Source organism: Novosphingobium sp. BL-S-34, assembly GCF_056857015.1.
In genome coordinates, this window is the sequence record NZ_CM166472.1 from 535,509 (window position 1) to 549,270 (window position 13,762).

A 13,762-nucleotide genomic window follows, 5' to 3' on the forward strand; every position below is an offset into this window, starting at 1 on the left:
TCCTGCAAAAGAAAGCCCGACGCCGCATGGGCGAGCCCTATTACATCACCACCGCGATCAGCTATCCCAACGGCAAGCCGCACATCGGCCACGCCTACGAAGCGATCGCCGCCGACGTCATCGCGCGCTTCAAGAAGGCGGAGGGCTTCGATGTCCGGTTCCAGACCGGAACCGACGAGCACGGCCTGAAAATGGCCCAGAAAGCCCGCGACCTTGGCACGACGCCGGCAGAGCTTGCGACGGAAATGTCTTCTTACTTCAAGGAGATGTGTGACGGTCTTGATATCGATTACGATGTCTTCATCCGCACCACCGAACCGCGCCATCACGCCGCGACGCAGGAATTGTGGCGCCGGATGGAAGCCAATGGCGATCTCTATCTCGACCGCTACGAGGGCTGGTACTCGATCCGCGACGAAGCCTATTATGACGAAGGCGAACTGATCGCGGGCGAGGGCGGTGAGAAGCTTTCTCCGCAAGGCACGCCTGTAGAGTGGACGGTCGAGGAATCGTGGTTCTTCCGCCTGTCCCGCTATCAGGACAAGCTGATCGAGCTTTATAATTCGACCGATTTCATCCGCCCCGAAACGCGCAAGAACGAAATCCTGCGCTTCGTGGAAGGCGGTCTGCGGGACCTTTCGGTCTCCCGCACCAGCTTCGACTGGGGCATCAAGGTGCCCACCGCCGAGGGTTCGGACGGCGCGCAGCACGTGATGTACGTCTGGGTCGATGCCCTCACGAACTACATCACCGGCCTCGGTTTCCCGGACGAGACCGCGGAGTTCGCGAAGTTCTGGCCCGCCGACCTGCACCTGATCGGCAAGGACATCGTCCGCTTCCACACGGTCTACTGGCCCGCCTTCCTGATGAGCGCCGGCCTCGAACTGCCCAAACAGGTGTTCGGCCATGGCTTTTTGCTCAACCGCGGGCAGAAGGAATCGAAGTCCCTCGGCAATGTGACCGATCCGATCGGTCTGGCCGAAACCTTCGGCGTGGACATGGTCCGCTACTTCCTGATGCGCGAAGTGGCATTCGGACAGGACGGTTCCTGGTCTCCGGAAGCCATCGTCACGCGTACCAATGCCGAACTGGCCAACAGCTTCGGCAACCTGGCACAGCGCAGTCTTTCCATGATATTCAAGAACATGGATGGCGAACTTAAGACTGGACATTCGCAAACCGATGCCGATGCGCAACTGCTCGCAGCCGTCGCGGAAGGCGTGGCGGGCCTGCGCAAGAGCTTCGACGAACTCTCGTTCAGCGAAGGCCTCGAAGCCTGGATGCGGGCGGTATTCGCCTGCAACCAGTATGTCGACGATCAGGCGCCCTGGGCTCTGCGCAAATCCGACCCCGAGCGTATGGAAGCGGTGCTGATGATGCTCTTCCGCGTCGTCCGTGACCTCGCCATTGCCGTTCGCCCGGTCGTTCCGGGCTCCATCGACAAGCTGCTCGACCAGATGGGCCAGAACGCCGGCGCACGAGATTTCGCGGCGCTGACCGATCAGCAATGGTTCGAGACCTTGGCCGCCAGCGGCTTCAAGGTCGAGAAGCCGGTGGGCGTCTTCCCGCGTCTGGAACTTCCGGAGGATGCGGAGGCGTGATGCTGATCGATTCGCACTGCCACCTCGAATACGAAGGCCTCGTCGAAGACCAGGACGGTGTGCTCGACCGGGCTCGATCGGCCGGCATTCGCGGATTCCTGAACATTTCCACGCGCTGCAGCGAGTGGGAGAGGGTGGTCGGCACCGCAGCGCGCTATCCGGATGTCTGGGCATCGGTGGGCATCCACCCGCATGAGGCGGACCAGCATGCCGACCTCGGCGAGGCAGCCTTGCTCGAAGCGACGCAGCACGCCAAGGTCGTCGGTATCGGGGAAACCGGTCTCGATTACTATTACGACAAGTCGGATCGCGAGGTTCAGCAGGCCCTGTTTCGCACGCACATCACCGTTTCGCGCAAGACCGGCCTGCCGCTGATCATTCACACCCGCGACGCTGAGGACGATACTTTCCGGATACTCGAAGACGAGATGGGGAAGGGCGCCTTTCCCGCCCTGATCCACTGCTTCACCGCAAGCGCCGATTTCGGAAGCAAAGTGCTCGACCTCGGCCTCTCGATCTCGATATCCGGGATCGTCACGTTCAAGAACGCGCAGGACTTGCAGGGCGTCGTCGCGACCATTCCGGAAGATCGGCTTCTGGTCGAAACGGATTCTCCGTTTCTTGCGCCCGTCCCCCATCGCGGGAAGCGCTGCGAGCCGGCCTATACGGCCGACACGGCGCGGTTCGTTGCCGACCTTCGCGGTATTTCGATAGAAGAACTAGGCTCAGCAACGACCCGCAACTTCTTCAATCTGTTCAAGAAAGCTGCTGCGTGAAAGTGACGATCCTTGGCTGCGGCACCTCCACCGGGGTTCCCCGCCTTGGCGGCGAATTCGGAGCAGACTGGGGCCTCTGCGATCCGGAGGAGCCGAAGAACCGGCGCACGCGAGTATCGATCATCCTGGAGAGCGACGCCGGAAGTCGCATCCTGGTCGATACGCCCACCGACTTGCGGGCACAGCTACTCGCTAACGAAGTTCACCGGATCGACGCCGTTTTCTGGACCCATGATCACGCCGATCATTGCCACGGCATCGACGACTTGCGCCCCTTGCGCTACGGCCGCGCGGGACCGATCCCCGGTTTCGCTCACTCGGAAACCGTCCGCCGACTGCGCCAGCGCTTCGGTTATGTCTTCGCCGGCCAGTATGGTTATCCCACACTGATTTCGTTGGATAATCTCGATACGGTGCGACTTTGCGAAGGATACCGGGTGGATCACACCCAGATGCCGCATGGTCCGACGGAATCCACCGGATTCCGATTCGATTGTGACGGAAAATCAGTATGTTACCTAACTGACTTCAGTGAGATCACGCGCGGGATGGTCGACTTGTGCTACGGCGCCGATCTGCTCGTGGTGGACTGCCTTCGCCGCGAACCGCATCCGACCCATGCGCATCTGGGCATGGCGCTGGAAATCACCGAAGTCTGCCGCGTTGGCCAGGCCGTGCTGACACACCTCGACAAGAGCATGGATTATGCGACACTCAGCGGCGAAGTGCCCGAGAACGTCCGGGTCGCATTTGATGGAATGGTGATCGAACCATGAGCCAGACCGGATTGATCGTAGCCGTCATCTCCGTGATCGGTGCGCTCATTCTCGTCACCAGCAATTCCCGGTTTCGTGCAATGCCGATGGGAACCATGCTCAAGATGGCTCTGATCTGGGCCGCGATCATCATCGGTCTGGTGGCAATCATCCAGGTCAGCGGGTTCCAGATCCGGCAATGATCCGTCCTGCCTTGTCCCATGATTTAACATAAGATGTATTATCGATCTCTATGACCGACGCTTCGATGACCCCCTCGATGACGCCGCAGCGTCACCAGCAGCTTGACCGTCTTCTTTCGATCATGGCGCGTCTCCGCGATCCCGTTTCCGGTTGCGAATGGGATCTCGCGCAGACCTTCGCTACAATCGCGCCTTATACGATCGAGGAAGCCTACGAAGTTGCCGATGCCATCGAGCGCCAGGATATTCCCGCTTTGCGCGACGAACTCGGTGACCTTCTGCTCCAGGTCGTATTCCACGCGCGCATGGCCGAAGAAGACGGACATTTCGTCTTCGGCGACGTGGCGGACGCCATATCGAACAAACTGGAAGCCCGGCACCCCCACATCTTCGGTGACGATCGCACCGGAGACGCCCAGACCGAGCGATGGGAAAAGGTCAAAGCCAGTGAGCGCAGCGCCAAAGGTGAAACCAGCGCCGTCGACGGCGTCGCGATTTCCCTGCCAGCGCTGATGCGCGCCGAGAAGCTCCAAAAGCGTGCCGCACGCGTGGGCTTCGACTGGCCCGATCCCAGCGGCGCAGCCGCGAAGGTCCATGAGGAGATGGAAGAGCTGGAGCAAGCCAGCGACGCCGAGAAACTGGAAGAAGCCGGCGATCTGCTGTTCGCCGCCGTCAACCTGGTTCGCCTCCACGGGATCGCTCCCGAGGACGCACTGCGCGCTGCCAATGCCAAGTTCGAGCGCCGCTTCCGCGCCATGGAAGCCTTCGCCCAGCGCGACGGCCAGGCCTTCGAAGGCCTCCCGCTCGATGAGCAGGAGGCCTATTGGCAGGCCGTGAAAGCCTCAGAGCGCGCTGAAACGACCTAGTTCGCGTTCCGCAAGGCGGACTTGCAGGCGAAGCTGGGGACCATCCGGCCCCTCGCCCGCATCCTCTTCCGCCAACACTTCGCCGCGTGCGTGAAGGAAAGCCAGACGCTGGCCATCGGCCGCCGGAATGACGAAAGAATAGACTTTCGCGTCAGCCGTCAGCGCCGCACCGACGGTTTCCAGCAGGAAGTCGCAGCCCATTCCAGTGCGCGCGGAAGTCGGAACGATGATCTCTTCCGGCCGCTGCGCCATGGCTTCGCGCATTTCGCCTGCCTGCGTCGCGGTGAGCAGGTCCCACTTGTTCCAGACCTCGATGATCGGGATGGAACTGGCAAGGGCCTCCTCGTCATCGGGCTCCCCTTCCCCGCCGATCACGCCGAGATCGGCGAGAACTTCGAGGACCTGCCTTTTCTGCGAATCCGTATCGGGGTTGGCGATATCGCGGACGTGCAGAATGATGTCTGCGGCGTTCACTTCCTCAAGTGTCGCGCGAAAAGCCGCGACCAGCTGCGTCGGAAGGTCGGAGATGAAGCCCACCGTGTCGGACAGGATCGCCTTTTCCACGGCCGGTAAACGGATGGCCCGCATGGTGGGATCGAGCGTGGCGAAGAGGAGGTCTTCGGCCATCACGTCGGCGCCGGTCAGGTAGTTGAAAAGCGTAGACTTCCCGGCATTGGTATAACCCACGAGCGCGACGATGGGCCAAGGGGCCTTTTCGCGGCGATCGCGGTGCAACCCTCGGGTGCGGCGAACCTGCTCCAGCTCACGCCGGATCTTGGCCATGCGATCGCGGATCATGCGGCGATCCGCCTCGATCTGCGTTTCGCCGGGACCGCCGAGGAAGCCGAAGCCACCGCGCTGGCGTTCCAGGTGAGTCCAGCTGCGTACGAGGCGGCCGGCCTGGTAGTCCAGGTGCGCGAGCTCGACCTGAAGCCGTCCCTCAGCCGTTGCCGCGCGCTCGCCGAAGATTTCGAGGATCAGGCCGGTGCGGTCGATGACCTTGCGCTTGAGCTTTTCTTCGAGATTGCGCTGCTGGATGGCCGACAGCGAACCGTCGACGATGATCAGCTCAGCCTCGTTCAGCTCGCAGGCGACGGAGATGTTCTGGATCTGCCCTTCGCCGAAAAGCGTTCCGGCGCGCGGTTCGCGGATCGGGATGGCCATGGCTTCCGCCACGACAAGGCCGATCGCTGCAGCAAGGCCCCTGGCCTCTTCGAGACGCGCTTCGGGATCGAGATCCCCTCGTCCACGCATCTGCGGATAAACGACGAGGGCACGCGCGCCGCGCGTGACCTCGCCCTTGAGTTCGTCGTTCAAATCAGTTCAGCTTCCGGTGTTGTCAGTCTTCGGCTTCTTCATGCGCCTGAAGGTCGACCGGAGTCACGGGCTGAATCGTCGAAACGGCATGCTTGTACGCAAGCTGGACGTAACCTTCACGCTCCAGCAGCATGCAGAACAGGTCATAGGCAGCCACGCGGCCCTGCAGCATGACGCCGTTGATCAGGAACATCGTGACCTGAACGCCGGCGTTGCGGATGCTGGAAAGAAACACGTCCTGAAGGACACGCGTCTTCTTGCCATTGTCCGCGCCGCTGGAGAACTGGCGCGCATCGACCGGGGTCGACGGCATGATCGTCGAGATCGCGTGCTTGTAGACGAGCTGCGACTGGCCGTCGCGGCGCAGAAGAATGGAGAAATTGTCGAACCAGGTAACAATGCCCTGCAGCTTCACGCCCTTGACCAGGAACATGGTCACGGGGGTCTTGTTCTTGCGCAGGAGGTTGAGGAACTGGTCCTGAAGGTTCTGCCCCTTCCCTGCCGAAGTCCCAGCGGAAACGGGAGGCGGTGCCACGGTTTCCGTGGCGGGGTCGGCTTCGGTTTCGGCCGCGGGGGGCGGCGTGGGTCGCGGACGAGCGGTCAGCGTACGGCCGGCCATATCATTTCTCCTTTTTTTTGGCGGCCGCTTTGCGGTCCGCGATCTGGCTTCGGAACTCCCGAAGCCGTTCTCGAATCGGAATCTACTCAGTTGCTGCAGTGCAGTAAACGCCGAAAATGTAGCACTCTTGTGACAGGTTCGCAAAAAGGGCTTGAGGCATCCGGGAAAATCCCGAGGCTATCCTCGCGAAAACCCCGGATAACCGCCGTTCCTAAAGCTCGTCGCCATCATGCTCGCCTTCGCGCCGGTCCGCCATGCCCAGCAGCTTGAGCTTTCGGTGAAGGGCCGAGCGCTCCATGCCGATGAAGGAGGCCGTCTTGGAGATGTTGCCCGAGAAACGGCGGATCTGGACGCGCAGATACTCCCGCTCGAAGCTCTCGCGCGCTTCGCGCAAGGGCGCGCTCATCATCACCGAGACGCCGGCATCGCCATTTCCGCGGCTGTTGAAGATTTCCGGCGGCAGCATATCCGCCTCGATCCGGGCGAGCTTCTCACGCGGTGCCATGATCACCGTGCGCTCCACGACGTTGCGAAGCTGGCGCACATTGCCCGGCCACTCGTAGGCCTGGAGCGCGGTCATGGCCTCGGCACTGACCTGGGGCGGCGAGACGCCCTGCTCGTTGGCGTAGCGTGCGAAGAAATGGTCCACCAGCGCCGGGATATCGTCCCGCCGTTCGCGCAGGGCCGGAATCGACACCGGGACGACGTTGAGCCGGTAGAACAGGTCTTCCCGGAAACGCCGCTCGGCAATTTCCTTTTCGAGATCGCGCGACGTGGAGGAAACCACGCGCACATCGACGCGGATCTGCCGGGTTCCGCCGACGCGCACGAAAGCCTGGTCGGTCAAGACGCGCAGGATCCGGGCCTGGGTCGAAAGCGGCATATCGGCCACTTCGTCGAAATAGAGCGTGCCGCTGTCGGCCGTCTCCAGCAGGCCCGGACGGATCAGGGCGCCGTCGGCTTCCTCGCCGAACAGTTCCTGCTCGAAGCGTTCGGGGGTGATCCTGGCGGAATTGACGCTGACGAAGGCATTGCCGGCGCGCGGGCTCCAGGCGTGGAGAAGCCGCGCTGCGACTTCCTTGCCCGATCCGGCGGCGCCGGTGATGAGCAGGCGGCTTCCGGTGTTGGCAACACGCTTGAGCGTCGCGCGGACCTGATTGATCGCGCCGCTGGAACCGGTGAATTCCTCTCCGATCGAAAAGTCGTGGCGAAGCTGGGCATTCTCGCGGCGCAGACGCTCGGTTTCCGTCGCGCGGCCGACCAGATGGAGCAGCTTCTCCGCTTCGAAGGGCTTTTCGATGAAGTCCACCGCGCCGCGGCTGATCGCGGCAACCGCGGTATCGATATTGCCATGGCCGGAGAAGATGATCACCGGCAGTTCCGGCTCGCGCGCCTTGATGGCGTCCAGCACTTCCAGACCGTCCATCGGACTGCCGTGGAGCCACACGTCAAGCAGCACCAGCGAAGGGCGCCGCGCATCGATGGCGGCAAGCGCCGCCTCGCTGTCTCCAGCAGTGCGGCATTCGTAGCCTTCGTCGCTCAGGACGCCTGCGACCAGTTCACGGATGTCGCGTTCGTCGTCGACGATCAGGATTTCGAGAGCCATGGCATTGTCTTCTTGGTGAGGGGGATGATGGGGGAAAGCAGGTTGCGACAGGCCGGCATCATTCGGCGGCCTCCTGCTTGCGGTGCCCCGGGAGCGGATCTGTGGCGATAGGATCGACGGCGAAGCGCATGGTGACGGTGGTGCCGCCGCCCGGTGTGGGCAGGAACAGCATTTCGCCGCCGTGTTCCTCGATGATCTTGTTGACGATGGCGAGGCCGAGGCCAGTGCCCTTCTCGCGCGTGGTCACGTAAGGTTCGATGATGCGTTCGCGGTCCTGCGAAAGGCCGATGCCGTTGTCGGCAATGCGCACCATGATGGCCTCCGGCAGGGCTTCCACGGCCACGCCGATCGCACCGCGGTAGTCGCCGTCAGCCTCCTTGGCCTTGGCCTCGATCGCCTCGACCGCGTTCTTCAAGACATTGGTCATGGCCTGGCCGAACTGGTGCCGGTCGCAATCGATGGCCCCGACGCCGGGATCGCTGGTGAAGCTGAAATCGATGTCCGGCCGGGCCACTTCCTGAAGGAACAGGGCCTGCCGGGTCAGTGCCACCGGATCTTCCGAGCGGAACACGGGCTTGGGCAGCCGCGCGAAGGAGGAGAACTCGTCCACCATCTTGCGCAGTTCGCCGACCTGGCGAATGATCGTGCGGGTCAGGTCCTCGAACAGTTCCGGATTGTCGACGATCTGCTTGCGATAGCGACGGCTCAGGCGTTCGGTGGCGAGCTGGATCGGAGTGAGCGGGTTCTTGATCTCGTGCGCGATGCGACGGGCGACGTCGGACCAGGCCGCCGTGCGCTGGTCCAAGAGCTGGCGGGTAATGTCCTCGAACGTGATGACATAGCCGGTGGCGTCGCGACTGACCTTCACGGCGAACGTCAGTAGGTCGCCGTTGCGGTTGTACTGGACGATCCCGCCGGAGCTGCCCTGCTCGATCAGGGCTGCTATCTGCGGCGCCAGTTCGGCCAGCGGCATGTCCTCGGGCAGTTCCGCCCTTGCGGTCAGCAGCTTCTGGGCCGTGCTGTTCATCAGCAGGATCCGTCCATCGGGATCGAGCGAGATGATGCCGGAGGTCACCGATTCCAGCACGGCCTCGATGAAGACGCGGCGCTCGTGAAGCTGGCGGTTGGCGCCAAGCAGCGCCTGGGTCTGCTTTTCGATCTGCGCCGTCATCCGATTGAAGGCGCGGTTGAGCAGGCCGATCTCATCGGCGCCGGTGCGTCCCTCGATGCGGAGCGCGAAGTTGCCGCTGCCCACCCGTCTCGCCGCATCGACCAGCTCGTAGAGCGGCTTGACCTGCCGATCCGCGAAACGCAGCGCGAACCAGACCGCCAGGCCGACAAGCGCCAGTGACACCACGAAAAGGGCGACGTTGAAGCGCAGCTGCAGCACCCGCGCACGGTTGGTCAGAACTTCGTAGGCGCGCACGATGTTCTCGGCATTCTCGGCCCGCTGCCCCTGGCTGAGCGCCAGCAGTTCCGAGCTTCGCGCCGCGTAGAGATAGACCCCCGCTTCCCTGTCGATCGGCACCACCGCCACGACGCGGTCGTTGTTCGAGGCGACGACGAGTTGCTCGCCGCGGCTCAACCGTTCCTGCGTTTCCGGCGTGATCCGTTTGTCCTCGGTCTTTCCTTCGGGATCGACGATGATCGGGGTGCGCTGGCTGCCGTCTTCGGCAACCTGGATGATCGCGGCAACCGAGAGATTGCGCTTGTAAACCTGACCAGCGAAGAAGCGCTGGAAAAAGTCGCTGACGACCGGGTATTCGCTCAGGACCTTCCGGGAATCGTAGGCCATCGCCGCCGTCTCGTTCCCGACGTCGCGCTGGGTCTGCTCGTAATAGCCGCGCGCCAGCTTGTTGGCGTTCTCCAGCAAGCCGCGCGAGGAATCGGAAAACCAGAACTCGACGCCGGACTGGAACTGCCAGGAGGCGAAGATCACGACCAGCAGCGTGGGTACGGCGGCGATCAGCGAGAAGATGAACACCAGGCGGACGTGCATCTGCCCGGTTCCGCCGATGCTCTCGGCAGCGCGGCGCAGCGCAATGCGGCGCCCCAGCAGCACGAGGATCGCCATGGCCGGGACGAGCGTCCCCACCAGCAGAGTGGCCGTGAGGTTGGAGGGCAGCAGTTGCCCCTTGTCCCGAAAATTGAGCGCGATCCAGGTTGTCGCGGTCATGATCAGGAAGGAGGCGATCGAGAGCACTTCCATGATCGCGAAGAAATTCGCGCGGCGGGCAGCAACCTGCATGCGCCGCCACCAGCGCGGCCAGGCGCGTTTGTGGACCAGGGTCTCGTTCATCGTTGCACCGTTACAACGCCGGTGTTGCTGCTTTGCAAGGGCAAATCCATCAAGGTCGTATCATGAGCGACGAACGAATTCCTCGGGATCGAGAGCCAACTCACTGAGGCGCTTACGCAAAGTGTTGCGATTGATCCCGAGGGCCTGCGCCGCGCGCAGCTGGTTTCCCCCGGTTTCCTTGAGCACTTCGGCAAACAGAGGCCTTTCGAAGGCTGCGGCGGCGGCCTGGTAGATCGTGCCGTTGGCGGGTTTCTCCAGAGCCAGCCAGCGGGTGACGGCCTGCGCGATGTCGCCGCTGTCCTCCTCGGGCACGGCCGGAGTCTCCGCGGCCAGCAGGGACTGGATGCTTTCCGGATCGATGGCATCCTCGCGCGCCAGCAGGGCCAGGCGGTAGATGAAGTTCTTCAGCTCACGCACGTTGCCCCGCCAGGGCTGACGGCTGAGCAATTCCGCCGCCTCGCTCGTCAACTGGCGGCGAGGCAGTCCCTCGTTCGCGGCATGCTGGAGGAAATGGCGAGCCAGAACGTCGATGTCGTCGCGGCGGTCGCGCAGCGGCGGCATGAGGATGGGGACCACGTTGAGGCGGTAATAGAGATCCTCGCGGAATCGCCCTGCCGCGATCTCCGGTTCGAGGTCCTTGTTGGTCGCGGCGATAATGCGGACATCGAGCCGGATTTCTTCCCGTCCGCCCACCCGGCGCACCGTGCCGGACTGGAGCGCCCGCAACAGCCGCGTCTGGGCCTGCATCGGCATGTCGCCGATTTCGTCAAGGAACAGCGTGCCCCCGGCGGCCTGCTCGAACTTGCCGACGTGCCGGGCGACGGCGCCGGTGAAGGCGCCCTTCTCGTGGCCGAACAGTTCGCTCTCGATGAGTTCGGCGGGAATCGCGGCTGTGTTCACGGCAATGAAGGGGCCGGCCTGGCGATGCCCGAGGTTGTGCACCGCTTCGGCGACAAGCTCCTTGCCGGTCCCGGATTCGCCGAGGATCAGCACGGTCAGATCGTTGCGCAGCACGCGCGTAATCATGCGGAAGACCGTCTGCATCGCCGTGCTGCGGCCCACCAGCGGCAGGCCGTCGCCCAGCGGTTCCTCGCCTTCCACCGCGGTTCCCTGCCCCGCTCCCGCCGCCTGGCGGACGGTGCGGGCGAGTTCGTCGATGTCGAAAGGCTTGGGGAAGTACTCGAAGGCCCCGGTATCGGTGGCGCGCACGGCCGTATCGAGGGTGTTCTGCGCCGAGACGATGACGATCGGCAGCGCCGGATGCAGGGCGCGAACCCGGTCGATCGTCTCGATGCCGTCGCCGTCGGGCAGCATCACGTCCGTGACGAGCGCCTGATAAGGCCCCTCCTCCAGCAGCCGGTCACGCTCGGCGATCGACTGGCAATGGACCACGCAGAAGCCTTCCGCCTCCAGCGCTGCGGTGATGACGATGGCGATCGAAAGGTCGTCCTCGACGAGCAGCACGCTCACGCTGCCGGTCTCCTTCTGTTTGATCGGCTGCGAGTTTCGCGCGCCAGCGGCAGATGCACGCGGAAGTGCGTGAGGCCGCCCTCCTCGTCGCGCTCGTGCGTGATGCGGCCGTTCATGTCGCGCACCAGCTTGCGCACGAGCGGCAGGCCAAGGCCCTGCCCGGACTTCTTGGTGGTGACGAACGGCTCGAAAATATGATCGCGCATGGCCGGATCGACACCCGGGCCATTGTCCGTGACACGCAGTTCCACCGGAAGGCGCACGGGCTCCCCAGAGTCGCTGGTATGGAGCTGGAGACCGCTGGCGAAGCGGGTGCGGATCGTGACGCGGGGGTTTTCCTCGTTCCCGCAGGCTTCCGAAGCATTGGCGAGCAAGTTGATGATCACCTGCACCAGGGCGTCCGGGCTGCCGAGCACGGCGGGCAGCGAAGGATCGAACTCTTCCACCAGCTTGACCCGCTCGGGCGCCGCACCATTGGCCGCGGACAGCACGTCGAGCGCGCGGCGCGCCGATTCGTGCAGGTTGCACGGCTCTACCGGCGGCGCGGTGCGGCGGCTGAGCTTCTGCATCCGGTCGATCAGGTTGGCGATCCGGTCGACCTCAAGAGTGATGAGATCGGTCAGCGCGCGGTCCTTGTCCTCGACCTTGCGGGCGAGAAGCTGCGCGGCGCCGCGAATGCCGGCCAGCGGGTTCTTGATCTCGTGGGCCATGATCTCCGGCCCGCGCAGCACCGCATTGTCGGGGCCGCCGGAATCGTCTCCCAGCGCCTCGGTTGCCGTGTTGTCGTGGATGGTCAGCACCTGCCAGCCCGGCGTGTCCGCGATCGGCGCGACGTTCACGTCGATGCGGCGCGCGCCCTTGCCCTTGAGCGTGACCACCACTTCGCGCGCCGAAACCGGGGTTTCGTAATCGTCCAGGCGCTCCAGCAGAAGCTGGTCGGAAAACGTCAGCATTTCCTGCAGCGGCGTACCCACCAGCAGCCGCAGGGACTGGCCGAAGAACTGCTCAGCAGCCGGATTGAGGGACGCGATCCGCAGCCCCGGCTCCAGCAGGACAACCGCTTGCGGCAGGCTGGCAACGAGCCGGGACGCCGCGGGCAAAGTCGTATGCAGGGCCGTGTGCGGCGTAAAGTTCATGCAGCCTGACGGTCTGCCGATGCGGTGCCGGTCTCGCCATCAGGGCTGGCTGCTTCACAGCCCGACATCCCGCGGAACGGCGCGTAGAACTCGGCGAGCGAACGCAGGACTTCGTCAGGATCATCGACGAAGTTGACGCGATTGCGGAACTCGGCCGAACCCTTGATGCCCTTGACGTACCAGCCCAGATGCTTGCGCGCCATCTTCACGCCGGTTTCGCGGCCGTAGTGCGAGAGCATGTCCTCATAGTGTTCGCGGATGATCTCGTACTGCTGGCCGAAATCGGGTTCCTGCATCAGGCCGTTGCCGCGCCACCACTGCATGACCTGCGCGAGGATCCAGGGCTTTCCGTAAGCGCCGCGGCCGATCATCAGGCCATCGGCACCGGACTGCTCCAGCGCAGCGGCGGCATCGTCGATGCCGCAGATGTCGCCGTTGACGATCACGGGAATGGAGACAGCCTCCTTCACGCCGCGCACGAAGCGCCAGTCGGCCGAGCCCTTGTACATCTGGTTCCGGGTGCGGCCGTGGACGGTGATCATCTTCGCGCCGAGGTCCTCGGCGATTCGGGCGAGTTCCGGCGCGTTGAGACTGTCATGGCACCAGCCCATGCGCATCTTCACGGTGACGGGCACCTTCACGGCCTTGACGGTCGCTTCGATCAGGCGCGTCGCCAAGGGAACGTCGCGCATCAGCGCCGAACCGGCGTCACCGTTGACGACCTTGCGGACCGGACAGCCCATGTTGATGTCGATGATCGCGGCGCCGCGATCCTCGACCAGCTTGGCCGCCTCCGCCATCTGCTCCGGTTCGCAGCCGACGAGCTGCATGGACACCGGATCCTCGATCTGGTCCCACATCGCCTTCTGCAGCGAAACGCGGGTCTCGCGGATGGCGGCGGGGCTGGCGATCATCTCCGTGACGTTCAGGCCCGAGCCGAACTTGCGCACCATCTTGCGGAACGGCAGGTCGGACACGCCGGTCATCGGCGCGAGCACGACCGGGCAGTCGACCGTGACGGGACCGACCTGGATCGGCGTGACAGCCGGAGGAGTGGGCAGAGTCTTCATTGCGTGAACCGGTAATTGCCTGAAAAACGAGATGTGCCTAAAAA

The 13,762-nt window shown here is 63.8% G+C and carries 12 protein-coding genes; 5 read left to right on the top strand and 7 right to left on the bottom strand.

The genetic code is table 11. The annotated features are described in order from the left end of the window. The first annotated feature begins 26 nt into the window (after positions 1 to 26). The 5 genes from metG (at position 27) to mazG (ending at position 4,201) form a co-directional block, all read left to right on the top strand. Positions 27 to 1,601 (top strand): methionine--tRNA ligase, encoded by a 1,575-nt coding sequence (gene metG / locus AC1VV3_RS02520; protein WP_431568588.1) that lies wholly within the window; start codon positions 27 to 29, stop codon positions 1,599 to 1,601. Further along, a complete protein-coding gene (locus AC1VV3_RS02525; RefSeq protein ID WP_431568587.1) occupies positions 1,601 to 2,377 on the top strand; it encodes a TatD family hydrolase in 777 nt (258 codons plus the stop codon). The genes metG and AC1VV3_RS02525 overlap by 1 nt, the downstream gene beginning before the upstream one ends. Beyond that, positions 2,374 to 3,153 carry an MBL fold metallo-hydrolase gene (locus tag AC1VV3_RS02530; RefSeq protein WP_132262788.1) on the top strand — a complete coding sequence of 260 codons (780 nt, stop codon included), beginning with the start codon at positions 2,374 to 2,376 and terminating at the stop codon, positions 3,151 to 3,153. Before AC1VV3_RS02525 ends, AC1VV3_RS02530 begins: the two co-directional genes overlap by 4 nt. Next, a complete protein-coding gene (locus AC1VV3_RS02535; RefSeq protein WP_132262790.1) occupies positions 3,150 to 3,335 on the top strand; it encodes a hypothetical protein in 186 nt (61 codons plus the stop codon). The genes AC1VV3_RS02530 and AC1VV3_RS02535 overlap by 4 nt, the downstream gene beginning before the upstream one ends. 77 nt (positions 3,336 to 3,412) lie before the next feature. Continuing rightward, positions 3,413 to 4,201 carry a nucleoside triphosphate pyrophosphohydrolase gene (gene mazG / locus AC1VV3_RS02540; RefSeq protein WP_431568627.1) on the top strand — a complete coding sequence of 263 codons (789 nt, stop codon included), beginning with the start codon at positions 3,413 to 3,415 and terminating at the stop codon, positions 4,199 to 4,201. Here mazG and hflX read toward each other — a convergent pair. The 7 genes from hflX to dusB all read right to left on the bottom strand — a co-directional run bounded on the left by hflX (position 4,178) and on the right by dusB (position 13,718). Next, positions 4,178 to 5,518, bottom strand: coding sequence for a GTPase HflX (gene hflX / locus AC1VV3_RS02545; protein WP_431568586.1), 1,341 nt, complete (start codon positions 5,516 to 5,518; stop codon positions 4,178 to 4,180). The two genes, mazG and hflX, sit on opposite strands and share 24 nt — an antisense overlap. A gap of 22 nt (positions 5,519 to 5,540) precedes the next feature. After that, the gene (gene hfq, locus AC1VV3_RS02550; protein WP_134092910.1) at positions 5,541 to 6,137 is read right to left on the bottom strand and encodes an RNA chaperone Hfq; all 597 of its coding nucleotides are present in this window, start codon (positions 6,135 to 6,137) and stop codon (positions 5,541 to 5,543) included. 211 nt (positions 6,138 to 6,348) lie between these two features. Beyond that, positions 6,349 to 7,743, bottom strand: coding sequence for a nitrogen assimilation response regulator NtrX (gene ntrX, locus AC1VV3_RS02555; RefSeq protein WP_132262796.1), 1,395 nt, complete (start codon positions 7,741 to 7,743; stop codon positions 6,349 to 6,351). A 58-nt stretch (positions 7,744 to 7,801) separates the two neighbouring features. Next, the gene (locus AC1VV3_RS02560) at positions 7,802 to 9,991 is read right to left on the bottom strand and encodes a sensor histidine kinase (protein WP_132264107.1); all 2,190 of its coding nucleotides are present in this window, start codon (positions 9,989 to 9,991) and stop codon (positions 7,802 to 7,804) included. A 111-nt stretch (positions 9,992 to 10,102) separates the two neighbouring features. Continuing rightward, positions 10,103 to 11,512, bottom strand: a complete 1,410-nt coding sequence (locus AC1VV3_RS02565; RefSeq protein ID WP_431568585.1) for a sigma-54-dependent transcriptional regulator — start codon at positions 11,510 to 11,512, stop codon at positions 10,103 to 10,105. Continuing rightward, complete coding sequence (locus AC1VV3_RS02570; RefSeq protein ID WP_132262800.1) at positions 11,509 to 12,648, bottom strand: two-component system sensor histidine kinase NtrB; 1,140 nt, start codon at positions 12,646 to 12,648, stop codon at positions 11,509 to 11,511. The genes AC1VV3_RS02565 and AC1VV3_RS02570 overlap by 4 nt, the downstream gene beginning before the upstream one ends. After that, positions 12,645 to 13,718, bottom strand: coding sequence for a tRNA dihydrouridine synthase DusB (dusB, locus tag AC1VV3_RS02575; protein WP_431568584.1), 1,074 nt, complete (start codon positions 13,716 to 13,718; stop codon positions 12,645 to 12,647). The genes AC1VV3_RS02570 and dusB overlap by 4 nt, the downstream gene beginning before the upstream one ends. Positions 13,719 to 13,762 lie beyond the last annotated feature (44 nt).

What these genes read in the sequence shown, in the direction of transcription:
- metG (WP_431568588.1), top strand. Translation starts at nt 27, where the DNA reads ATGGGCGAGCCCTATTACATCACCACCGCGATCAGCTATCCCAACGGC.
- AC1VV3_RS02525 (WP_431568587.1), top strand. Translation starts at nt 1,601, where the DNA reads ATGCTGATCGATTCGCACTGCCACCTCGAATACGAAGGCCTCGTCGAA.
- AC1VV3_RS02535 (WP_132262790.1), top strand. Translation starts at nt 3,150, where the DNA reads ATGAGCCAGACCGGATTGATCGTAGCCGTCATCTCCGTGATCGGTGCG.
- mazG (WP_431568627.1), top strand. Translation starts at nt 3,413, where the DNA reads ATGACGCCGCAGCGTCACCAGCAGCTTGACCGTCTTCTTTCGATCATG.
- hfq (WP_134092910.1), bottom strand. Translation starts at nt 6,137, where the DNA reads ATGGCCGGCCGTACGCTGACCGCTCGTCCGCGACCCACGCCGCCCCCC.
- ntrX (WP_132262796.1), bottom strand. Translation starts at nt 7,743, where the DNA reads ATGGCTCTCGAAATCCTGATCGTCGACGACGAACGCGACATCCGTGAA.
- AC1VV3_RS02560 (WP_132264107.1), bottom strand. Translation starts at nt 9,991, where the DNA reads ATGCAGGTTGCTGCCCGCCGCGCGAATTTCTTCGCGATCATGGAAGTG.
- AC1VV3_RS02570 (WP_132262800.1), bottom strand. Translation starts at nt 12,648, where the DNA reads ATGAACTTTACGCCGCACACGGCCCTGCATACGACTTTGCCCGCGGCG.
- dusB (WP_431568584.1), bottom strand. Translation starts at nt 13,718, where the DNA reads ATGAAGACTCTGCCCACTCCTCCGGCTGTCACGCCGATCCAGGTCGGT.